Annotated in this window: 18 protein-coding genes and 1 pseudogene; 13 read left to right on the top strand and 6 right to left on the bottom strand. The window is 71.8% G+C overall.

The features are described from left to right. Position 1: 1 nt before the first annotated feature. From ABZT87_RS28940 to ABZT87_RS28930, 3 genes are all read right to left on the bottom strand, one after another. Complete coding sequence (locus ABZT87_RS28940; protein WP_354860953.1) at positions 2-982, bottom strand: sugar ABC transporter permease; 981 nt, start codon at positions 980-982, stop codon at positions 2-4. Continuing rightward, complete coding sequence (locus ABZT87_RS28935) at positions 979-2,268, bottom strand: ABC transporter substrate-binding protein (protein WP_355139422.1); 1,290 nt, start codon at positions 2,266-2,268, stop codon at positions 979-981. The genes ABZT87_RS28940 and ABZT87_RS28935 overlap by 4 nt, the downstream gene beginning before the upstream one ends. A 194-nt stretch (positions 2,269-2,462) precedes the next feature. Next, positions 2,463-2,717: a flavin reductase gene (locus ABZT87_RS28930; protein WP_354860951.1), complete on the bottom strand. Its 255-nt coding sequence runs from the start codon at positions 2,715-2,717 to the stop codon at positions 2,463-2,465. Positions 2,718-2,996: 279 nt separating this feature from the next. On the opposite strand from ABZT87_RS28930, the gene ABZT87_RS28925 reads away from it, so the two are divergent. From ABZT87_RS28925 to ABZT87_RS28905, 5 genes and pseudogenes are all read left to right on the top strand, one after another. After that, positions 2,997-3,797, top strand: a complete 801-nt coding sequence (locus ABZT87_RS28925) for a helix-turn-helix transcriptional regulator (RefSeq protein ID WP_355139420.1) — start codon at positions 2,997-2,999, stop codon at positions 3,795-3,797. Continuing rightward, positions 3,785-3,973 carry a DUF397 domain-containing protein gene (locus ABZT87_RS28920; RefSeq protein ID WP_355139418.1) on the top strand — a complete coding sequence of 63 codons (189 nt, stop codon included), beginning with the start codon at positions 3,785-3,787 and terminating at the stop codon, positions 3,971-3,973. The genes ABZT87_RS28925 and ABZT87_RS28920 overlap by 13 nt, the downstream gene beginning before the upstream one ends. A 111-nt stretch (positions 3,974-4,084) precedes the next feature. After that, a pseudogene (locus tag ABZT87_RS28915) lies at positions 4,085-4,303 on the top strand (VOC family protein); the annotation flags it as partial. Between the two features lie 185 nt (positions 4,304-4,488). Next, complete coding sequence (locus tag ABZT87_RS28910; RefSeq protein ID WP_234589839.1) at positions 4,489-4,920, top strand: hypothetical protein; 432 nt, start codon at positions 4,489-4,491, stop codon at positions 4,918-4,920. A 46-nt stretch (positions 4,921-4,966) separates the two neighbouring features. After that, positions 4,967-5,284: a hypothetical protein gene (locus ABZT87_RS28905; RefSeq protein ID WP_354860947.1), complete on the top strand. Its 318-nt coding sequence runs from the start codon at positions 4,967-4,969 to the stop codon at positions 5,282-5,284. 366 nt (positions 5,285-5,650) lie between these two features. On the opposite strand, the gene ABZT87_RS28900 is transcribed toward ABZT87_RS28905, so the two are convergent. The 3 genes from ABZT87_RS28900 to ABZT87_RS28890 all read right to left on the bottom strand — a co-directional run bounded on the left by ABZT87_RS28900 (position 5,651) and on the right by ABZT87_RS28890 (position 10,316). Continuing rightward, positions 5,651-6,361 carry an HAD family hydrolase gene (locus ABZT87_RS28900; RefSeq protein ID WP_355139416.1) on the bottom strand — a complete coding sequence of 237 codons (711 nt, stop codon included), beginning with the start codon at positions 6,359-6,361 and terminating at the stop codon, positions 5,651-5,653. A 42-nt stretch (positions 6,362-6,403) separates the two neighbouring features. Then, positions 6,404-7,024, bottom strand: coding sequence for a TetR/AcrR family transcriptional regulator (locus ABZT87_RS28895; protein WP_355139414.1), 621 nt, complete (start codon positions 7,022-7,024; stop codon positions 6,404-6,406). A gap of 583 nt (positions 7,025-7,607) precedes the next feature. Further along, positions 7,608-10,316, bottom strand: a complete 2,709-nt coding sequence (locus ABZT87_RS28890) for a glucosidase (protein WP_355139412.1) — start codon at positions 10,314-10,316, stop codon at positions 7,608-7,610. A 42-nt stretch (positions 10,317-10,358) separates the two neighbouring features. On the opposite strand from ABZT87_RS28890, the gene ABZT87_RS28885 reads away from it, so the two are divergent. The 8 genes from ABZT87_RS28885 to ABZT87_RS28850 all read left to right on the top strand — a co-directional run bounded on the left by ABZT87_RS28885 (position 10,359) and on the right by ABZT87_RS28850 (position 22,156). Next, positions 10,359-12,302 carry an amylo-alpha-1,6-glucosidase gene (locus ABZT87_RS28885; protein ID WP_355139410.1) on the top strand — a complete coding sequence of 648 codons (1,944 nt, stop codon included), beginning with the start codon at positions 10,359-10,361 and terminating at the stop codon, positions 12,300-12,302. A 137-nt stretch (positions 12,303-12,439) separates the two neighbouring features. Next, complete coding sequence (locus tag ABZT87_RS28880; protein ID WP_355139409.1) at positions 12,440-13,774, top strand: glycosyltransferase family 4 protein; 1,335 nt, start codon at positions 12,440-12,442, stop codon at positions 13,772-13,774. 82 nt (positions 13,775-13,856) lie between these two features. Next, positions 13,857-15,806 carry a protein kinase gene (locus ABZT87_RS28875; protein ID WP_355139408.1) on the top strand — a complete coding sequence of 650 codons (1,950 nt, stop codon included), beginning with the start codon at positions 13,857-13,859 and terminating at the stop codon, positions 15,804-15,806. Between the two features lie 118 nt (positions 15,807-15,924). Continuing rightward, positions 15,925-17,559, top strand: a complete 1,635-nt coding sequence (locus ABZT87_RS28870) for a serine/threonine-protein kinase (protein ID WP_355067170.1) — start codon at positions 15,925-15,927, stop codon at positions 17,557-17,559. Between the two features lie 102 nt (positions 17,560-17,661). Next, positions 17,662-18,471 carry a metal-dependent hydrolase gene (locus tag ABZT87_RS28865; RefSeq protein ID WP_355067169.1) on the top strand — a complete coding sequence of 270 codons (810 nt, stop codon included), beginning with the start codon at positions 17,662-17,664 and terminating at the stop codon, positions 18,469-18,471. Further along, positions 18,468-19,400, top strand: coding sequence for an amidohydrolase family protein (locus tag ABZT87_RS28860; protein WP_355139406.1), 933 nt, complete (start codon positions 18,468-18,470; stop codon positions 19,398-19,400). Before ABZT87_RS28865 ends, ABZT87_RS28860 begins: the two co-directional genes overlap by 4 nt. Positions 19,401-19,715: 315 nt before the next feature. Beyond that, positions 19,716-20,765 (top strand): LacI family DNA-binding transcriptional regulator, encoded by a 1,050-nt coding sequence (locus ABZT87_RS28855; protein WP_355067179.1) that lies wholly within the window; start codon positions 19,716-19,718, stop codon positions 20,763-20,765. 86 nt (positions 20,766-20,851) lie between these two features. Further along, positions 20,852-22,156, top strand: a complete 1,305-nt coding sequence (locus ABZT87_RS28850) for an extracellular solute-binding protein (RefSeq protein WP_355139404.1) — start codon at positions 20,852-20,854, stop codon at positions 22,154-22,156. Positions 22,157-22,163: the final 7 nt, after the last annotated feature.

The raw sequence follows: 22,163 nt of genomic DNA, 5'->3' as shown, positions 1-22,163 counted from the left end.
GTCAGCGCCTCTCCCCGTCGTCGCTGCCGGGGGCAGCGGTGCCGAACAGCTTCACGAAGACGAAGGCGATGATCGCCACGGTGATGAAGATGAGCACCGACATCGTCGAGCCGATGCCGAGGTTGAGACCCCGGATCAGGTTGTTGTAGGCGAGCATCGACACCGACGAGGTCTCGTTGCCGCCGGCCGTCAACACGAAGATGTTGTCGAAGACCCGGAACGCGTCCAGGGTGCGGAACAGCAGCGCGACCAGGATCGCCGGCTTCATCACCGGCAGCATCACCTTGGTGAACTTCTGCCAGGCGGTCGCCCCGTCGGTGGAGGCGGCCTTGAGCAGGTCCTCCGGGACCAGCGCCAGCCCCGCCATCAGCAGCAGCGCCATGAACGGCGTGGTCTTCCAGATCTCCGCCAGCATGATGATCGCCAGCGAGCTGGCCCGCTCGGTGAGCGGCGCACCGTCGCTGAACACGTCCGCCAGGTAGCCGGTGCCGGGCGTCCAGGCGTACCGCCAGGAGAACGCGGCGACCACCGTGACGATCCCGTACGGGATGAGCGCCGAGGTCCGCACCAGGCCGCGCCCGACAAGCGTACGGTGCATGATCAGCGCCAGCCCCATGCCGAGCACCAGCTCGACGGCCACGGTGACCACCGTGATCAGCGTGGTCACCCCGAACGCCGTCCACCAGAACTCGTTGGTGAGCACGGTGACGTAGTTCTCCAGCCCGATGAACTCACGCTGGTCGGGAAAGCGCAGGTCGTAGCGCTGCAACGACAGCCAGACCGAGTAGATGATCGGGTACGCGGTCACCGCGACCATCACCAGCGCGGCGGGCGCGCAGAGCAGCCAACCGAGTCGCCGTTCGGCCTTCTTGTTCTCACTCAGCGGCGGCCGGCGACGGCCGCCCCGCTGGGTGGGGACGGTGGTGGCCCGTTCCGCCTCGGCGCTCACCTGCGCGCCGGCCGGCGTGGCGTTGACACTCACGGCAGGACCCCCTTGGACTGGAGGGCGTCGGCGATGGCGCCGCGCAGCTCATCGGCCGTCTGTTGCGGACGGATCGCCGACGGCGGCGACAGGATCGCCGACATGACGGTCGAGATGCTCTGGTAGGCCGGGGTCAGCGGACGGGTCGCCGGTTCCTTCAGCTCTTCGAGGATGGTGTCCTTCATGGGGTACGCCTCGGTCATCTCCGGCTCGTCGAAGACCGCCTCGATGGTCGGTGGCACGCCGTCGTTGATGGCGGAGAACTTCTGGTGCTCGGGGCTGCGCAGACACCGGGCCGCCTCGAACGACTGCTCCGGGTGCCGGGAGTAGGAGCTGACCGCCAGGTTCACGCCGCCGATGGTGACCTTGCTGGGGGTGTTCTCGTCGATGCCGGGCACCCGCGCCCAGCCGACCTGCTTGGCCAGCTCCGGGTTGGCCTCCTGCAACGCCGGATAGACGAACGGCCAGTTCACCTGGAACGCGCCCGAGCCGGACTGGAACTCCAGCCGGACCGGGTCCTCGGTGGCGTTGCTGAACGACGGCGAGGTCACGCCCGACGTGGCGAACCGCTGCAACTGCTCCAGCGCCCGGACCGTGCCGTCGTCCATCACGGCCTTCTTGCCGTCGTCGGAGAGGACCTTTCCGCCGGCGCTCTCGGCCAGGGTGTTGTAGAGGACGACCAGGCCCTCGTACTGGGCGCCCATGGTGAGCACCTGGTACGGCTTGCCCTGGTCCTTGAGCTGCTGGGCGGCCGTGATCATCTGGTCCCAGGTGGTCGGCGGCTGCGGCACCAGGTCCTTGCGGTACCAGAGCAGTTGGACGTTGGTGTTCTTCGGCGCGGCGTAGAGCTTGTCCTCGTAGCGGGCAGTGTCCAGCGGCCCGGCGAGGGTGCCCTGCTCGACGTCGGACTTCTCCTGGCCGGTCCACTCGCGGATCCAGTCGGCGCTGGCGAACTCCTGGGTCCAGGTGACGTCCAGGCCGAGCACGTCCATCCCGGTGTCCTCGGCGGCCAGCCGGCGCACCATCTGCACCCGCTGGTCGTCGGCCTGACGGGGCAGCACCCGGTAAACGATCTTGTAACGTCCCTGGGCCTGCGCGTTGCAGTCGTCGACCACCTTCTGCAGGTTCTGCTCCGGCGGGTAGTACAGGTTGATCGTCGGCGTACCGCCGCCACCGTCGTCGGCGCCGCACGCGGCCAACGGCGCGACCAGCGCCAGCGCGGCGGCCGCGGCGCCAAGCCGGGCAGCCGGCCGACGCCGGTGTCGAGCCGTTTCGGGGTCCGTCATCGCCCTCCCCCTCTCTTCGGCGAGAAACCGGGGAGGGGCATCCGTGCCCCGGCGCACGGCGAGACCTTTCCGGGCCGATGAGCTGCGGAAATGACCAGGCCCGGATGCTCCGTGCGGCTACACTGCCCCACTCCCCGCGCCGCGAAACCTGCCCGCAACGGGCAAGACGAGCACCCCGCCCCGACCGACAAGCGTCAGCCCCGGGCTCGCGCCCAGGAGAGGAAGCGTTCGGTCATCCGTGTCGGCGGGTGGTCCGGGTGGAGTTGGGTGAGCTGGTGGGTCGCCTCGTTCATCAGGGTGCCGAGGTAGATCAGCAGACCCGTCCGGTCGGTCCGGTACTCCGTCAACAGGGTGAGCTTGGCCGGTTGGCAGGGCCACTCCCGGCCGCAATTGCGGCACCGCCACAGCGGACGCATGGCGACATGCGGGGTGGGCGGACGAACCACCATCACCACCACCGTGTCTCGTCGTGGTGGTCTGTCGGGCTCAGCACATCGGCCTCCTCGCGCATGGGGAAGGGGCCGCTCCCGCAAGGGGGGAACGGGAGCGACCCCCGGGGGCAGAGCCCGCCACCGCCGTTGCGGCCACCAGCGAACCCGCCATTGGTGACAGTCTGCGATGACTCGACTACCTTCGATACGCGCTCGCGCCATCCGCGCAGCTCATGGACTCAGGCGAGCGGTCGGGACCGACACGCCGATGCGGGTTGGGCAGAGATTGGGGAATTGATGGGGACCGTCACCGACTACGTGCTGGAGGAACTGCGGCTACTCCGGGCGGAGACAGGGCTCAGCCAGGACGACTTCGGCCGAGCCATCGGCTACTCGGGCTCGCACGTCAGCTCCGTCGAGACGGGCGGGCGACCGCCCACGAAGGAGTACATGCGGGCGGTCGACAACCACCACCGGACCGGCGAGCGCTTCCAGCGGATGCTGGAGCGGTTGGGCCGGCTCGACGCCGAACCGGCCTGGCTGCGTGAGTGGATCGAGTTCGAGCGGGAGGCGACCACGCTGCGCTGGTTCGAGTTGGCGTACGTGCCGGGCCTGCTCCAGACCGAGCGGTACGCCCGCGCCACGCTGGCGGGCGGCCGGTTCGACGCCGAGGACGTCGACCGCATCGTCGCGTCACGGCTGGAGCGGCAGGCGATCCTGCGACGCCCGCGCCCGCCGCAGCTCATCGCCGTTCTGGACGAGGCGGTACTCCGCCGTCCGGTGCTCGACCAGCCGGGCCTCATGGTCGAGCAGTGCGAGCACCTGGTGGAGCTGGCAGCCCAGGAGCACATCCAGGTGCACGTCGTCCCGGTGGACGCGGGGATGTACCTGGGGTTGGCCGGTCAGTTCATCATCGCCGAGATGCCGGACGGCGAGCGGGTGGCGCACGCCGACAACCAGCTCATCGCGCAGTTCGTCGACGCGTCGACCGACGTCGCTAAGCTGGCGAAGACGTGGGAGATCGTTCGCAACGAGGCCCTCCCCCGCCGGCAGTCAATCGAGCTGATCAAGGAAGTGGCGAAGTCATGGATGCCCTGACTCCACGCTGGCGCAAGTCGACCAGGTCCGGCGGCAACGGCGGTTCCTGCGTCGAGGTCGCCGACAACCTGCCGCACGTCGTGCTGGTGCGCGACACCAAGGACCGCGACGGCGGGACCCTGCACGTCACCCCGAATGCCTGGAAGGCATTCATCGGTTACGCCAAACAGCGCTGACCGCGCCCTCTCCCGGGCCAACGCGCCGCAAGATCCGCACAACATCCCGGACACTGCTGCGTCAGGGCCGCCGGGGGCAGCGACACCCGCGTCGACCCCCGCTCCGCGCGTTCGGACGCCGAGTCGATCTGGGTGAACCAGGTGCCCGAGCCTCGGGTCGGCAAGACACGCGTACACCTGGATCTGCGGCTGGCGGGGGCGGAGCCGGCGCCGCTGCTCGCGGCCAGCGCCCGGCTGGTCCGCGAACCCGACCGCGAGGTCGGCTGGTGGGTGCTGGCCGACCCGGAGGGCAACGAGTTCTGCGCCTTTCCGCCACGCACCACCGGGTGAACGACCCACTACCCAGCGCGGGCGGCGTCGACTAGCGTTTCCGTAGCGCCGCAGCCAGCGCGTTCGCCGCCGACGTCGACACGCCTCCGGCCGGCCCAGCCTGCCCGATCGGTTGGTTATCGCGGGAACGTCCCACCGCCGCTGCACCGGTTCGGCAGGATCGTCCCAATGAGGGAGGTGCCGTCGTGCAGGACACCCGCGCTCTCGCCCTGACCTTCGAGGTGAGCGGTCTGCCACCGGTCAAGACCGAAGCGTTGTCCATCTTCGCCGCCGGACACCGGCAGGCGACGAGGGTCCGCACCCTGCTCCAGGCCGCCCTGGGCGCGGCCCAGCGCACCGGCTGGACGCCGTTGCCCGGGCCGATCGAGGTGGACCTGGTTCTGCGCTGCCCGCCCGGGCACCGGACATCCGACGCCAGCACCCTGCTCGGCGGCGTCTGCGCGGTGCTGCAGGACAAGAAGCGGGTCTCCACCATCGGCCTGGCGCACCTCGGCGTCCTGGTGGATGTCGCCCTCTACGACGACGACCGGCAGATCCGCCGCTTGTCGTACCACGAGGAGCCGGCGGAGGACTTCTCGTACCAGGTGCGGGTAGCCGCCGTACCTTCCGGCGTTTGACCGACGGCCGCGGTGGGGTATCGCGGACGCCGACGAAGGGAGCACGATGTCGGAGCCACATGTCACGCTCGACCCGCGCGGGCTCGATCCCGTGCAGCAGAAGCTGCGCGGGCCGCTGGAGGACCAGCTGACCTCGGCTCTCCAGGCAGCCACCGACCGGATTCGCGCCGGCTACGCCGGCGAGCCGGTCGAGCAGGTGTGCCAGCGGCTGTTGGACGAGACCCGCTCCGGGTTGCATCCCGACATCGCGGCCGGGTTCAACCCGGACATGGACGAGTTCTGCCGGGTGGCGATCTCGATCGTCCGCGGCGGGTCCGACGAGCCGGACGCCCGCCCCACCGGCGACGGCCGGCACCGCGCCTAGCGGGCCGGCACCGATCGCAGTGGCCGGGTCAGGACCGGGTCCGCAACTACCCGGTCCTGACGTCCGGCCGTCCGACGGGGAGCGGACAGGTCCGGCACCCACCGCGCGCGTGGGCGCGGCACGACGCCACGCGGCCCGGCGGGGAGGTCCGGCCGCCCTGCACTCAGCTCCACGGTGCCCACCCGCCGGACACCGGTGCGCCCCCGGCACACCCCGAAAGGCCGTGAGCGCCGGCCCAGGTTAGGCGGATCCCGACGGGGCGGACAAGCGTTGCGGGACCGTCCGGGACGTGACTGATCTCAAGGGGAAAAAGCGGCATGTGCGCGTAACGCGACCATGATCTTCGACGCTGTTCGGGTTCGACGGTCAGAAGTGCCGGAGCAGGTCCCGGAAGGCGGCCAGTCGCAGCACGCCGGTGTCGGTCGGGTCCAGCTCGTCGTCCTCCAACACCCAGGTGTTCTCGTTCGGAATGAACACCGCGTTCAGCCCGGCCGCCCGCGCCGGGAGGATGTCGGACTTCGGGGAGTTACCGATCATCCACGCGTCGGCCGGCTCGAACCCGTGCTCTTGGATGAGCCACCGGTAGGTGTCGACGTTCTTCTCGGCGACGATGTGCGCCGCCCCGAAGTGGTGCAGCAGTCCGCAGGCATCCAGCTTGCGCTGCTGCTCCTCCCGCTCACCCTTGGTCAGCAGCAGCAGTTCGTGCCGGCCGGCCAACTCGTCGAGCGCCTCAGCGACACCGGGCATCAGCTCCACCCGGTGCTCCACCAGCGCCAGTGCCAGCCGGTCGATCTCCTGGCGCTCGGCGTCGGTGGCCGGCCGTTCGCGCAGCCGCTCCAGGCACTCGGCGAGGCTGCGGAGGAAGACCTTGCTGCCGTACCCGTGCGCCACCGCGTTGGCCCGCTCGATGTCGTCGAGGATCGCCCGGGTCTCCGCCCGGTCCAGGGTGGGGTGGTCGAGCCAGGCCAGGAAGTCGTCGATCACCCGCTCGAAGACGACGTTGTTCTCCCACAACGTGTCGTCCGCGTCGAAGATCAATACCTGTGCCCGTCGACGGGCCGCCTGGTCCGTGGTCATGCCGGCACCTCCTCGCGATCATGCTCGTGCGGGACGCGAACTCTAGGGCATTCCGCCCCGGGCACCCAGCGAGTTCCCGTCCGCCGGGCAGGGCCACCACAGCAGCCTCTCGGTGATCATCGCCTCCCGCTCCTCCTGCGCCTCGGGGCGCAGCCGGCCGCCGCGGGTGAGCATCACGACGCCGTGCAGGAGGCTCCAGCCCACCTCGGCGAGGGTGTCCGGATCACGCCCCTGGGCCAGCGGGAGCAGGGCCGCCCGCAGCGCGGCGAAGACCGCCCGCGGCGCCGCCGGCACCCCGGCCGCGCCGAGGGCGAGGTCCGGGGTCAGCGCGAGCATCGCGTCGTAGACAGCTGGATTGGCGTACGCGAAGTCGAGGTACGCGTTCGCCATCACCGCCCAGGCCCGCTCCGGGAAGGGGTTGTCGGCGTGGGCGGCGGTCAGCTCGGCGGCCAGCTCGGCGAAGCCGTGCACCGCGACGGCGGCCAGCACCGCCTCCTGGTCGGCGAAATGCCGGTAGAGGTCGCCGACGTCCACGTTGGCCCGCTCGGCGAGCCGTCGGCCGTTCAGCCCCGTCCAACCCTCAGCCTCGGCCAGCTCGCGGGCGGCCGTGACGATGAGATGTCGCCGGTCCTCTTCGGTTGCCTCCTCGGCAGGTACGGACACGGGCCGAGCGTAACGACCAGCACTGTTCGTATCCGCCTCATGACGGATTGGTGACTGTTGCCTCCTCGGCAGATCGGCAGCCGAGGCCGCGCCGCACACTGCCGTACCCCATGCTCGTTCGACAGGTGGGGAGATCACCGCGACGGGAGGCCACGTGGTCATTCGGCGGCGCCGGCCCATGCCCGCGGGGAAAGCGGCGGGCGAAGTGGCGAATCCCGGACGTACCCTCCGGGGCGACCGTCGTCGACGAGAGCGAAGCGTGCGGCTCCGGTGGGTGCTCGTGGCAGGTCACGCTCGCGCCCGCGGCGGGGCAGTCCGCGGCGGACCTGGCAGACGAGATGGGTCTCGCCGAGGACCGGAGCGAGCCGCCGACGCTGCTCGACCCCGGATCCGTCTACGTGGTGGCGCAGCCCAAGGACGGCCAGTTGGTCATCCACGTCGGGTACGAGTGAGCGCCGCTCCATGATCGTGCTCGATCCAGGATCGAGTGGCCTCACCACGCCACCGACACCACTACATCCTGGATCGAGCACGATCATGCGCGGTACGCAGGGCGCGGCGCGGCGGTCGGACGGGGCGTCGGTCAGCGGCGCAGGGTGAGGATCAGGTCGGCGATCAGGGCCGTCCAGCCGGTCTGGTGCCAGGCGCCCAGGCCGGCGCCGTTGTCGCCGTGGAAGTACTCCGGGAAGGCGATCAGGTCGCGCCAGTCGGGGTGGGTCTGGAACATCTGAGCGGCGCCGTAGATCGGCCGTCGGCCCCAGTCGTCCTGGGTGAAGAGCGAGATCAGCCGGGCGGACAGGTCGTCGGCGATCTCGTCCAGCGAGCGTTTCACCCCGGAGCGGGTCGGATACTCCACCTGGAGGTCGTCGCCGAAGAACGCCGCGTAGTCGCGTAGTGCGCTGATCAGCAGGAAGTTCGTCGGCATCCAGATCGGCCCGCGCCAGTTCGAGTTGCCGCCGAACAGGCCGCTCGTCGACTCGGCCGGTTCGTAGCCGACGGAGAACTCCTGGCCGCCGAGGGTGACGGAGAACGGCTTGTCCAGGTGCGCGCGGGACAGCGTCCGCAGGCCGAAGTCGGAGAGGAACTCGTCGGGGTCGAGCATCCGGGCGAGCAGCCGGACCACCTGATCCTGGCCGACCATGGACAGCAGCCGCTGCTGGCGGCCGTCCGGGCCGAGCCGGCGGGTGCCGATCACCTGGGCGTACTCGGGGCGGTTGGTGAGGAACCAGCGCAGCCGCGCGCCCAGCTCCGGCAGCCGGTGCAGGGTCTTGGCGGTGAGGCGGGTGGTGGCGGCCAGCGGCAGCAGCCCGACCACCGAGCGGACCTTCAGCGGCACCTTCGTGCCGTCGGCGAGGCGCAGCACGTCGTAGAAGAAGGCGTCCTCGTCGTCCCACAGCCCCTGCTCGTACGCGGCTGCGGCGATGTAGAGGAAGTGCTCGAAGAACTTCGTGGCGGTGTCCACCCAGGTCCGGTCATGTTCGGCCAGCACGATGGCCATGTCGAGCAGGTTGAGGGCGTACATGGCCATCCAGCCGGTGCCGTCGGACTGCTCCAGCACACCGGCCACCGGCAGCGCCGCCGAGCGGTCGAACGGCCCGACGTTGTCCAGCCCGAGGAAGCCGCCCTCGAAGACGTTGTTGCCGCCGGTGTCCTTGCGGTTGACCCACCAGGTGAAGTTGAGCAGCAGCTTGTGCATCACCCGGCCCAGGAACTCGAAGTCCTTGCCACCGTCGATCTCGAACACCTTGAGCGCCGCCCAGGCGTGCACCGGCGGGTTCACGTCCCCGAACGCCCACTCGTACGCCGGGATCTGCCCGTTGGGGTGCAGGTACCACTCGCGTAGCAGGAGCAGGATCTGCTCCTTGGCGAAGCCCGGGTCGACCCGGGCGATGCTCACGCAGTGGAAGGCCAGGTCCCACGCCGCGTACCAGGGATATTCCCAGGGGTCGGGCATGGAGATGACGTCGAAGCTGGTCATGTGCCACCAGGCGCTGTTGCGCCCGTGCCGGCGCCCGGCCGGCGGGGGCGACGAGCCCGGGTCGCCGTCCAGCCAGCGCTTGACGTCGAAGTGGTAGAACTGCTTGCCCCACATCAGCCCGGCGATGGCCTGCCGCGCCACCAGCGCCTCGTCCGCGGTCGCGGCCTCCGGGATCACGCCGGCGAAGAAGCGGTTCGCCTCGGCCCGCCGTGCCCACACCACGGCCTCGAAGCCGTCCCGGAGGTCGGCCGGGGGCGGCGGGGCGGCGGCCGGCGGCGACGCGGTACGGGTCAGCCGCAGCCGGATCTGGCGCTGGCCGCCGGCCGGCACGTCGAGCACGTAATGCAACGCGCCCTTGGTGCCCTCGCGGGCCGGGTTGACCGTGGGGGCGCCGTTGACCACGTGGTCGTTGATGCCGTCCTTCGGGTACGGCGAGCGGCCGGGCAGCCCCCACAGCCGCTCGGCGTTGGTGTCGTTGTCGCAGAGCAGCGGCACCGGGCCGCCGTCGCCCTCCAGCAGCAGTTGGCCGAGCACCCGGTGCTCACCGACCAGTCGGGTGCCGTCCCCGGTCAGCCGAGGGATCCGGTCGCCGCCGGGCAGTCCCCAGGCCCAGGTGTTGCGGAACCACAGGGTGGGCAGCACGTGCAGGGTCGCCGCCTCATCGCCCCGGTTGGCCACGGTCACCACCATGCACAGGTCGGTCGGGGACGCCTTGGCGTAGTCGACGGTCACCGCCCAGTACCGGTCGTCGTCGAAGATCCCCGTGTCCACCAGCTCGTACTCGGTGTCGTCCCGGCCGCGCAGCGCGTTCACCGCGACGAGCTCGTCGTACGGGAAGGCGGCCTGCGGGTAGTGGTAGCGCCAGCGCATCCAGGAGTGGGTGGGCGTGGAGTCCTCGTACCACCAGTACTCCTTGGCGTCCTCCCCGTGGTTGCCGCCGTCGCCGCCGAGGCCGAACATCCGCTCCTTGAGGATCGGGTCCTTGCCGTTCCACAGCGCCAGGGCGAAGGCGAAGGTCTGTCGGTCGTCGCAGACGCCGGCCATCCCGTCTTCATTCCAGCGGTAGGCTCTGGACCGCGCATGGTCGTGCGGGAAGTAGTCCCACGCCGTACCGTGCTCGCTGTAGTCCTCCCGTACCGTCCCCCACGCCCGTTCGGACAGATAGGGACCCCATGCACGCCAGTCCTGCTCCCCCGAGTCGGCCTGGGCGAGCCGGAGCCGCTCAGCGTCGGGTGGCGAGGCGTCGGAGGACGATCGGTCAGTGATCACGTGCACATCTTTGACGCCGCCGAGGTACTTCACCACAGCGGCCATTCTCGTCGTGGCGTGTTACACCTCGGCGGCGGTGGAGGAAAGTTGATCGACATTCACTTCGGCCCGCAGGTCTGCGGCGATCTGACCAGCGCGTCCAGCCGGGAGTGGCTGGTGCCCGACGGCATCGGCGGGTACGCGATGGGCACCGTCGGTGGGCTGCGGACCCGCCGCTACCACGGTCTGCTGGTGGTGCCGGGCGAAACTCCCGCGTCCCGCCAGGTGGGACTCGTCAGCCTCGACCCGGCGGTCACCCTGCCGTCCGGCGCCCGGGTCCGGCTCGGCGCCCACGAGTGGTCCTCCGGCGTCGTCGACCCGCGCGGCTTCGAGCTGCTGGAGCGCTTCGACCTGGTCGACGGGCTGCCCCGGTGGCGGTGGCGGATCGGCGCCGTCGTGATCGAGCGGGAGCTGGCCATGCTGCCCGGCCGCTCCTGCGTGGCGGTCGTCCACCGGCTGGTCGCCGGCGGTCCGGTCCGGCTGGAGCTGTCGGCCGCGTGCACCTGGCGCGACGCGCACGGCGAGCGTCGGGCCGACGGCCCGACGCCGCAGGTCGAGGCGGTCGCGGACGGCGCGGTGGTCGAGGGCGCGTACCGGCTCGCCGGGCCCGGCTGGACGCCGGAGGGGCAGTGGTGGCTGGGCGTGCACCACCGCGAGGAGGCCACCCGGGGCCTGCACCCGGACGAGGACCTCTGGTACGCGGGACGCTTCGCCGGCGAGCTGGAACGCCCCGGCGACACGGTGTCGGTGCGGGCCTGGGCGGGCCGGCTGGACGAGGAGCCGCCGCCGGCCGCCGAGATCGTGGCGACGGCCCGGCGACGCAACCGGCAGGTGGTGGCCGCGGCGAAGCCGGCCGACGAGGTGGACGCGACGCTCGCGCTGGCCGCCGACGCGTTCGTGGTCCGTCCCGGCGGCGCGGCGGTCGACGTGGTGGCCGGGTACCCGTGGTTCGGCGCCTGGTCGCGGGACACGATGATCTCGTACGAGGGGTTGTTCCTCTGCACGGGCCGGGCCGCCGAGGGGCGCGAGCTGCTGCGGGCGTACGCGGCGACGCTGTCCGAGGGGATGCTCGCCAACACGGCCGACACCGGGCGGGTGGAGTACAACACCGTCGACGGCACGCTGTGGTTCCTGCACGCGGTGAGCCGGCACGTGACGGTCACCGGCGACACCGATCTCGGCGACGAGCTGCTGCCGGCGCTGCGCACGGTCGTCGACGCGCACGTGGCCGGCACCCGCTACGGGATCGCCGTCGACCCGGCCGACGGGCTGCTCGCCCAGGGCGCCCCGGGCACCGCCCTGACGTGGATGGACGCCCGCGTGTACGGGGTGCCGGTCACCCCGCGCACGGGCAAGCCGGTCGAGGTCAACGCGTTGTGGATCAACGGGCTGGCCGGTCTCGCCGAGCTGACCGAGCTGGCCGGGCAGGACGCGGCCGAACTGTGGCGGCGGCACGCCCAGGCGACCGCGTCGTTCCGGGACCGTTTCCCGTCCCCGACCGGCTGGCTGCACGACGTGCTGGACGCGCCCGCGCCGGCGTACCCACTCGGTGGGGCGGCCCTGCACGACGACGACGCCCTGCGCCCCAACCAGTTGCTCGCCTGGTCGTTGCCGTTCGCGCCGCTGGAGCCGGACGAGCCGACGCTGCGCCGGATCGCGACCGGGCTGCTCACCCCGCTCGGGCCCCGCAGCCTCGCCCCGGACTCGCCCGAGTTCGTGGGTCGGCACCGGGGTGGCCCGGCCGAGCGCGACGGCGGCTACCACCAGGGCACGGTGTGGCCGTGGCTGCTCGGGCCGTACGTGGACGCCTGCCGCCGGGGCAAGATGTCAGTCGATGACGTATTGATCGGTATTGAGTCCCATCTGACCGAATATGGGCTAGGCTCGGTAAGCGAGACGGCCGACGGCGTCGCGCCGCACTCCGCGACCGGCTGCCCGTTCCAGGCGTGGTCGGTGGCCGAGCTGCTGCGGGTGCGCCGAAAGGGCCAGTAGCGCTTTACACGACCGCAACGGCGGTGTCTCCGCTGGTTATCTCGGCCCCGGCAGGATTGGCCCCGATCCAGACGCGACGGCGACACCGACTCCGGTGTCGGTCGGCGCGCGCCCGGGGACAACTCAAAGGGGGCCGCATGTCACCCGACGCCCACGTGATCGACATCCACCCCGCCCGTCAGCTGCGGGTGCTGATGCTGTCGTGGGAGTACCCGCCGGTGCTCGTCGGCGGCCTCGGCCGACACGTGCACGCCCTCTCCGTCGCCCTCGCCGCCGCCGGCCACGACGTCACCGTCGTCACCCGCCACGCCGACGGCGCACCCCTGGAGGAATACGCCGACGGCGTCCGCATCCTGCGCGCCCCCGAAGACCCCGTCACCTTCCCCCTCGCCACCAGCTCCCTGCTCGCCTGGACCATGGCCTTCAACCACACCCTCACCCGCACCGCCCTACGCGCCACCCAGGCCGGCAGCTACGACGTCATCCACGCCCACGACTGGCTCGTCGCCCACACCGCGACCACCCTCGCCGAACACCTCGACCTGCCGCTGGTCACCACCATCCACGCCACCGAGGCGGGCCGGCACCAGGGCTGGCTGCCCGAGGAGATGAACCGCACCATCCACGGCGTCGAGCACTGGCTCAGCGGGTCCTCCACCCGGGTGATCACCTGTTCGGGTTACATGCGCGACCAGGTCAGCGCGCTGTTCGACGTGCCGACCGGGCTGGTCGACGTGGTGCCCAACGGGGTCGACGACCGGGCCTGGCGGGCCCGCCCGCGCGCGGTCGCCACGGCCCGCGCACGGTTCGCCGCGGACGGCCCCCTCGTCGGGTACGCCGGACGCCTGGTGTACGAGAAGGGCGTGCAGCACCTCGTGCACGCGGTACCCCGGCTGCGCGAGCGGCACCCCGGCCTGCGCGTGGTGATCGCCGGCGACGGCCCGTACCGCCCCGAGTTGGAGGCCGAGGCCCGCCGCCTGGCGCTCGGCTCGACCGTCCGCTTCACTGGCTTCCTCGACGCCACCCAACTGCCGGCGGTGCTCGGCGCGACCGACGCGACGGTGGTCCCCAGCCTCTACGAGCCGTTCGGCATGGTGGCCCTGGAAGCGGCCGCGGCGGGAGCGCCGCTGGCGGTGGCCCGCACCGGCGGCCTCGCCGAGATCGTCGAGCCCGGCGTGACCGGTGTGACGTTCCCGCACAGCGACCCGGCGGCCCTCGCGGGCGCGGTCGACCAACTGCTCGATGACGAGGTCTTCGCCCGGCGGGTGGCCCGACGGGCCCGCAGCATGGTCGGCGAGCGGTACGGCTGGGCCAGCATCGCGGCCCGCACCGCCGCCACCTATGCCACCGCCCGTCGCGAGCACGGTCCGCTCCAGGCCCGGCGGGCCACCGCCCGACTGGCCGGCGGGCGTGACCGGATCGCCATCCCGGAGGGCAATCTGCTCGCCGCCGCCGACCACGCCGCCTGCTGAGCCAATCGGACGACCGATAGGTGACTTCCGATCCGCTGGTTAGGGTGTACCCCGGACAGCGGCCGAGGAGGAGCGTGCAGAGGTGCTGATCGCCGGTCGGTACCGGCTGCTCGACCTGGTGGGTCGCGGGGGCATGGGTCGGGTGTGGCGAGCCCGCGACGAGATGCTGCACCGCGAGGTCGCGGTCAAGGAGGTCGTACCGCCCAGTTGGCTGGCCGACCACGAACGGGCCGAGCTGCGCTCGCGCACGCTGCGGGAGGCGCGCGCCGCGGCCCGGCTCAACCACCCCGCCGTGGTCCGGCTCTACGACGTCGTCCCGGTCGAGGGCAGCCCGTGGATCGTGATGGAGTATGTCCCGTCGCGCACCCTGCAGGACGTCATCGACGCCGAGGGGCCGCTGGAGCCGGCCCGCGCCGCCCGGATCGGCCTGGCCCTGCTCGGCGCGCTGGAGGCCGCGCACACGGCCGGAGTGCTGCACCGCGACGTCAAACCGCAGAACGTGCTCGTCGCCCACGACGGCCGGGTGATGCTCGCCGACTTCGGGTTGGCCACCTTCGACGGCGGGGACGGCGCGATGACCCGCCCCGGGTTGGTGCTCGGCTCCCCGCAGTACGTCTCCCCGGAGCGGGCCGCCGAGGGGGTGTCCACGGTGGCCGCCGACCTCTGGTCGCTCGGGGCCACCCTGCACGCCGCCGTGGAGGGCCGCTCCCCGTACGCCCGCAGCAACGCGATGGCCACGCTCAGCGCCCTGGCCGCGGGCCCACCCGACCCGGCCCCGCACGCTGGACCGCTCGCCCCGGTGCTCGCCGGGCTGCTGCGCCGCGACCCGCGCGACCGCCTCGACCACGACGGGGCCCGCCGGCTGCTCACCGCCGCCGCCACCGGCCATCCCAGCCCGCCGGCGCACTCGCGGGAAGCCGCAGCCGGCGCCCAGACCCGCTCCTCGCCCGCGACCGGCTCCCCGGCCTCGACCGGCTCCTCGGCCTCGACCGGCTCGACCGGTTCCTCGGCTGCGACCGGCTCCTCGGCCTCGGCGGCGTCCGCCTCCGGGGAACCGGCCGACCAGGACGTCACCATCCCGCTGCCCGAGTCCGACCCGACCGCCACCACCAGCGGCAGCGAGGCCGTTCCACCGGGAAACGCTGCGACCGACGCCCGCCCGAGCGGCGAACCGGACGTCCGGGCCTCGGCGGATGCGACAACCCCCGCCCCTGCGACGTCCGAGCGACTCGGCGGACGACTGAGCGAGCGGCCGACGGCGCGGCGGGCCGCGCTGGTCGTCACCGCGCTGCTCGTGGCCGCCGCGGCCGGCGTGGGCACCGCGCTGGCCGTCGCCGGTGACGCCCCGACCGACACCGCCGGGCGGTCCACCGCGCCAGGGGCGGATCGTCCGAACGACGGCAGCGGCACGAACGAGGGCTCCGGCGATGACCGGGGCGGCCTGTACGGCGGTGGCGGGCCCGGCGGGCCGTACGGCGGTGGTGGCCCCGGCCGGCCCGGCCCGCCGCCGAATGGCCGCGACGTGCCCCCGCCGCCGTTCCCCTGCGTCCATCCGGACGTCGCGGGGCCGCCGGTCGCGGCCGGGTCGCCCCTGCCGGGCGAGCGGTTGCGGCCACCCACGGGTTGGGTCTGGCACGCCGACAGCACCGGCTTCCGGGTCTCCGTGCCGGCGACCTGGCACTACTCACGCGAAGGCGCGGTGGTCTGTTTCCAGGACCCGGCCACCGGTCGGGCGTTGAGCGTCGCGCAGGGTGCGGAGGCCGACCCGCTGACCCGACTGCGGTCGGCCCGCGACGACGCGGCCAGGGTCGGGGCGCTGCCGAACTACGACGAGATCCGGCTCGCCGCGGGCGGCGGCGGCGCGGAGTGGGAGTGCCGGTGGACGGCCCCGTACGGCCCGGTGCTGCACGCCCGGCAGGAGGTCCTCCCGGACGAGCGCTGGACCCTGGGCTGGATCACCGACGACCGGGACTGGACGGCCGCCGACGCGGACTGGACGACGGTGCGAGAGAGTTTCCGACCACCCCGCTGACCTGCGCCGTATGGCCCTGCTCGGCCCTCCGTCCGGCGTGGATCGAGGCCGCTCAGCGGATGAGAAAAGCCGCGTTGGTGGCTATCGTGTAACTCGGGGTGACCGAGGGGGAGCGACCGTGCAGCAGTTGCTGATCGCGGGTCGGTACCGGCTGCTCGACCTGGTCGGCACCGGCGGGATGGGCCGGGTATGGCTGGCCCGCGACGAGATGCTGCACCGGGACGTGGCGGTGAAGGAGGTCGTGCCGCCATCCTGGCTGGCCGAGGCCGAGCGCGCCGAACTACGACTGCGGACGATGCGCGAGGCCCGCACGGCGGCACGGCTCAACCATCCCAACGTCGTGCGTCTCTACGACGTGGTGCACGACCGGGAAAATCCGTGGATCGTGATGGAGTACGTGGCATCCCGGTCGGTGCAGCAGATCATCAACACCGAGGGCCCGCTGAGTCCACAACGTACCGCCCGGATCGGGCTGGCCGTGCTCGCGGCGTTGCGGGCGGCGCACAGCGCCGGCGTGTTGCACCGCGACGTGAAGCCGCACAATGTGCTGGTCGCCGACGACGGGCGGGTGGTGCTCACCGACTTCGGGCTGGCGACCTTCGACGGCGGGGACGGGGCGATGACCGGCCCGGGCCTGGTGCTCGGCTCGCCGCAGTTCGTCGCGCCGGAGCGGGCCCGCGAGGGCGTGTCGGATCCGCGTACCGACCTGTGGTCGTTGGGCGCGACGCTCTACGCCACGGTCGAGGGGCAGTCCCCGTACGCCCGGTCCAGCGCGATGGCGACGCTGAGCGCGCTGGCCACCGAACCGCCGGATCCGATGCGCCGGGCCGGCCCGTTGCGTCCGGTGATCACCGGCCTGTTGCAGCGCGACCCCTGGCGGCGGTTGACCGCCATCGAGGCCGAGCAACTGCTGCGCGCCGCGGCCGCCGACCGCGACCGGCCAGCCGGGCCGGCTCCCACATCGGCGGTGGCGGCGGTCCGCAGCGCGGGCCGGTCGGCAGCGTCCACCCCGGTCGGCCCGGCGGGTCCGCCGGACGACGCGGCGCCGCCGATCCGCCCGCCGACGGCCCGCCCGAACGGCCGACGCCGACGGCTGATCGCACTCAGCGGCGCGGCGACCGCCGCCGTCCTGCTCGTCGCCGGGGGTGTCACGGCGACGCTGCTCAACCACCAGGACGAGCGGATGCCGCCGTCCGGCGCCGGAGGTGGCGCGACCGCCACCCGACCGGCCGCGTTCGCCTGCGCGGCACCTCCGCCGCCGACGGCCACCCCGGTGCCGTCGGCGTCGCCGCCCAGCGACGCGCGGTACGGACTGCGGGACGGTTGGACCTGGCACGTCGACCCGACCGGCTTTCGCATCGCAGCACCGGTGGCCTGGGCACGCTGGACCGAAGGAGCGGTGACCTGCTTCCGGGAGCCCAGCGGGGCCCGGGTGCTCAGCGTCGAGGCGGGGCCGCCGCAGGTCGATCCGGTGGCGCACTGGAAGGCCGAGGAGAAGCGGCTCGTCGCCGGTGGCGCGCTGCCGGGCTACCGCAAGGTGGACATCTCGGCGCTCGACGTCTTCGACGGCGGGGCCCTCTGGGAGTGCAGTTGGGAGAACGCCGCCGGTGAGCGGGTGCACAGCATCCGGCTGCTCGCCAACACCTCGGCCGGGCGCGCCTACACCGTCTCGTGGTTGACAAAAGAGTTCGACTGGCAGGTCAACGCGGCATACTTCGTGATGATCCGGCAGAGCTTCACGCCCACCCTCTGACACTGTCCGATGTGGACCGCATGACTGACGCCCCTGCGACACCGGCGCTGGCTACAGTGGCGTAGTTTTGGCGCTCAAGATCCCTGGGGAGGGTGAGCCGAGATGATGGGACCGTCGCACGCGCTGTCCGGCGCGGCGGTATGGCTGGCCGGGTCCTGGGCGCTGGACCAGTTCGCCGACTACCACCAGTCGCCGCTGGCGCTGGCGGTGGGCACGGCGGTGTGCGCGGGCGGAGCGCTCTTTCCCGACCTCGACCTGTCCGGCAAGGTGACCCGCAACCAGGGTGGCGCCACCGTCGCCCGCACGTTCGGGGTCTTCTCGCTCTTCGTCGCCGAGGTGATGGAGAAGATCTCGCTCGGTGTCTACTACGCGACGAAGCTCAGCAAGGATCCGCGTCGCAACAACGGGCACCGGACGCTGACCCACACGCTTCCGTTCACGCTGCTGGTCGGCTGGGGCACCACCGCCCTCTGCGCCGCGTACGGCAAGTGGGCGGTGATCACGATCCTGTTCTTCATGTTCGGTCTCGCCCTGCGCGGGCTCTTCGACGAGTGGGCCGAACGGGCCGGCTGGGTGATCGTGACGCTCGCGTCGGCCGGCGCGGCCTGGTTCACCTTCGCCAACCTGCCGGGTGGGCGGGGCTACCCCCTGATCGGCACGGCCGTCGGGGTGGGCTGCTTCGTGCACATCCTCGGCGACATGATCACCAGAGCCGGGGTGCCGATCCTCTGGCCGATCCCGATCCGCCGACGCATGTGGACGATGATCGGCCTGCCCAACAGCATCGCGCTGCGGACCGGCAGCAAGACCGAGGTCGTCGTGCTGCGCGCCGTGCTGACCGTGGTCTCGGTGCTCGCCACCGCCGGCCTGGTCGCGCCATCGGTGCTGCAACGGTTCAACATCGACGTATGACCCACGCCGCCCCCGCGTCACCCCCGGCGGAGAGCCCGCCGTCACCGCCGGCCGAGGACGGGCGGGTGCCGGAGTTCTGGCGCGCGCTGGGACTTCCCGGGCTGGCGGACGTGCACGTGCACTTCCTGCCGCCGAGGCTGCTGCGCCGCGTGTGGGAGTACTTCGACGCCGCCGGGCCGCTGGTCGGCACCGAGTGGCCGATCCGCTACCGGTGGAGCGACGCGGACCGCGTCGCCCACCTGCGCCACCTCGGGGTACGGGCGTTCAGCGCGCTGGCGTACCCCCATCGACCGGGCATGGCGGCGGACCTCAACCGCTGGACGCTGCAGTTCGCTCGGGACACCCCGGGCTGCCTGCCCTCGGCGACCTTCTTCCCCGAGCCCGGCGCCGCCGCGTACGTCGAGGCCGCGCTGGCCGACGGAGCCCGGCTGTTCAAGGTGCACGTGCAGGTCGGCGGCTTCTCCCCCACCGACCCGGCGCTGGACGAGGTGTGGGGGACGCTGACCGACGCCGAGGTGCCGGTGGTTGTGCACGCCGGGCACGCCCCGGTGGGGACGACACACACCGGGCCCGCCCCGTTCGCCGACCTGCTCGCCCGGCACCCCCGGCTGACCGCAGTGGTGGCGCACCTCGGCGCGCCGGACTACCGGGCCTTCCTCGACCTCGCCGAGGCGTACGAGCGGGTCCGGCTGGACACCACCATGGCGTTCACGCCGTTCTTCGACCGGTTCGTGCCCTTTCCCGCCGACGAGTTGCCCCGGCTGCGCGACCTGGGCCTCGCCGGCAAGGTGCTGCTGGGCAGCGACTTCCCCAACATCCCCTACCCGTACGCCGACCAACTGACCGGGCTGGCCCGGCTGGACCTCGGTGACGACTGGCTACGCGCGGTCTGCTGGAACAACGCCGCCGCCCTGTTCGACCTGCCGTAAAGCGCCCCAGCCGGGGCCGTCACCACGCCGCCCGCGCCCATGATCGTGCTCGATCCTTGATGTAGTGGCCTCCCCACGGTTCGAGGGCACTACTTCCAGGATCGAGCGCGATCATGGCGCGTCACGGCACGGCGCGGCGGGTGTGCGCGAAGGGCCCAGGAGGGCGGCTGAGTGGGCCCGACTTGTTTTCGACATCGGCTATTGACGTCGCCGTAACAGGTGGCCTAGCGTCTGTCGAAACGCTTCGTCGAAACGCTTCGACGATCATTCGGGAGCGATCCCACGCCGGGCCGGAGGAGGTGCGCGGTGGCCACGATGCACGACGTCGCCCGCCTTGCGCAGGTCTCGGTCAGCACCGTGTCGTACGTGCTCACCGGCACCCGGCCGATCTCCCAGGCCACCCGGGACAAGGTGCTCGCCGCTATGGCCGAGCTCGACTACCAGCCCAACGCCATGGCCCGCGGGCTGGCCAGCCGGCGCAGCCGCATCCTGGGCCTGCTGATGCCGATGGACGAGCGCGGCCTGGGCGCGACCGAGACCGCGTTCGTCACCGGCGCCGCCGCCGCGGCCAGCGCCGTCGGCTATCACCTGGTGCTCTCACCGGTCGGCGGGGGCAACCTCGACGACCTGCGGCGGCTGGCCAGCCAGCGGATGCTCGACGGCGTCGTGCTGATGGAGGTGCAGCTCGCCGACGAGCGGGTCACCGTGCTCCAGGAGGCGGGCGTGCCGTTGGTGCTGATCGGGCGCACCGGCGACACCACCGGGCTCTCCTACGTCGACATCGACTTCGAGCAGACCGTGCGGGAGGCCGTCGCGCACCTGGTCGGCCTGGGACACCGCCACATCGTCTACGTCAACCACTCGGCCGCCACGCTCGCCAGCGGCTACGGTCCCGCGTTGCGCACCCGGGACGCGTTCGTCACGGCGATGACCGGGCACGGCCTGGAGCCGGTCATGATTCCGGCCGAGGACAGCGCGGCCGGTGGGCGGGCCGCCCTGGCCGCCGCGTTCGCGCGGACGCCGGAGCTGACCGCCGTGCTGGCGATGAACGAGACCGCGATCTTCGGCATCCTCGGCGAGCTGACCGGACGGGGGCTGTCGGTTCCCGACGACGTCTCGGTCGTCTCGATGGTCACCTCGCCACAGGTCGCCGAGCTGGCCACCCCGGCGCTGACCGCGATGACGTCGCCCGGGTCGACCCTGGGCCGGATCGCGATCGAGGCGCTGGTGCGCCACCTGGACGGGCCCGGTCACGAGCGCCACCAGCAACTGCTGCCGTGCGCGCTGGAGATCCGGGGATCGACCGCCGGGCCACGTCGGCCGGCACGAGTCACCACCGAACCGTCCCCGACGGGCGGGGGCTGACCAGCGAAAACGGCCCGCCGCCGCGCGGCAACGCGACGACGGACCCAGTGAAGTACCGGGCTCGATACTCAACGAGGAGGATAGCAATGCAGCGATTCCGCCGGATCGTCGCGGCGATCGCCCTGGCGGCGACCGCGACGACCACCGTGGCCGCGTGCGGCGGCGGCGAGAGCGAGGACGACAGCGGGGCCAAGACCCTCAAGCTCTGGCACTACGAGAGCGAGAACAGCGCGATGGGGGTCGGCTGGAACCGGGCGATCGAGATCTTCAAGGCCGAGCACCCGGGCGTCGAGGTGCGCTTCGAGCGCAAGGCGTTCGAGCAGATCCAGCAGAACGCCGGCATGATCATCAACTCGTCCGAGGGCCCGGACATCATGGAGTACAACAAGGGCAACGCGACGGCCGGCCTGCTGTCGTCGCAGGGTCTGCTCACCGATCTGAGCGCCGAGGCCGACAAGCGCGGCTGGGCCGGCAAGCTCAGCCCCAGCCTCCAGACCACCGCGCGGTACAGCGACAAGGGCGTGATGGGGTCGGGCAACTGGTTCGGCGTGCCGAACTACGGCGAGTACGTCACGGTCTACTACAACAAGGACCTGTTCGAGCGCAACGGCGTCAAGGTGCCGACCAGCATGGCTGAGATGACCGCCGCGATGGACACCTTCGTCGGCAAGGGCGTCACGCCGCTGGGCATGGCCGGCGCGGAGTACCCGGCCGGGCAGCTCTTTTACCAGTTGGCGCTCTCCAAGGCCGACCGGCAGTTCGTCGACAACTACCAGCTCTACAAGAACCCGGTCGACTTCAAGGCCGACCCGCTGAAGTACGGCGCGGACACCTTCGCCGAGTGGGTGCGCAAGGGCTACGTGGCCAAGAACTCGGCGAGCCTCAAGGCCGAGGACATGGGCACCGCGTTCATCGCCGGCAAGACCCCGATGATCGTCTCGGGCAGTTGGTGGTACGGCCGGTTCAAGACCGAGATGAAGGCCAACTGGGACACGTTCCTCTTCCCCGGCAACACCCTCAACGCCGGCTCGTCGGGCAACATCTGGGTGGTCCCGTCGAACAGCAAGGCCAAGAGCCTGGCGTACGACTTCATCGACATCACCCTGCGTCCGGAGATCCAGGACCTGATCGGCAACAACGGTGGCGTCCCGGTCGCCGCTGACGCGTCGAAGATCAGCGACCCGAAGGACCGCAAGCTGATCGAGGACTTCAACACGGTCAGCAAGCAGGACGGCCTGGCCTTCTACCCGGACTGGCCGGTGCCCGGCTACTACGACGTGCTGGTCGGTGGCTTCCAGGGCCTGATCAACGGGTCGAAGTCCCCCGACCAGGTGCTCGACACGATCGCCAAGCCGTACGCCGATGGCGTCAAGGAGATCACCGGCAAGTGACACGGCG

The sequence above is a fragment of the Micromonospora sp. NPDC005237 genome, assembly GCF_040607775.1.
GTDB lineage: Bacteria > Actinomycetota > Actinomycetes > Mycobacteriales > Micromonosporaceae > Micromonospora.
This window is presented reverse-complemented; position numbering and strand designations above follow the sequence as displayed.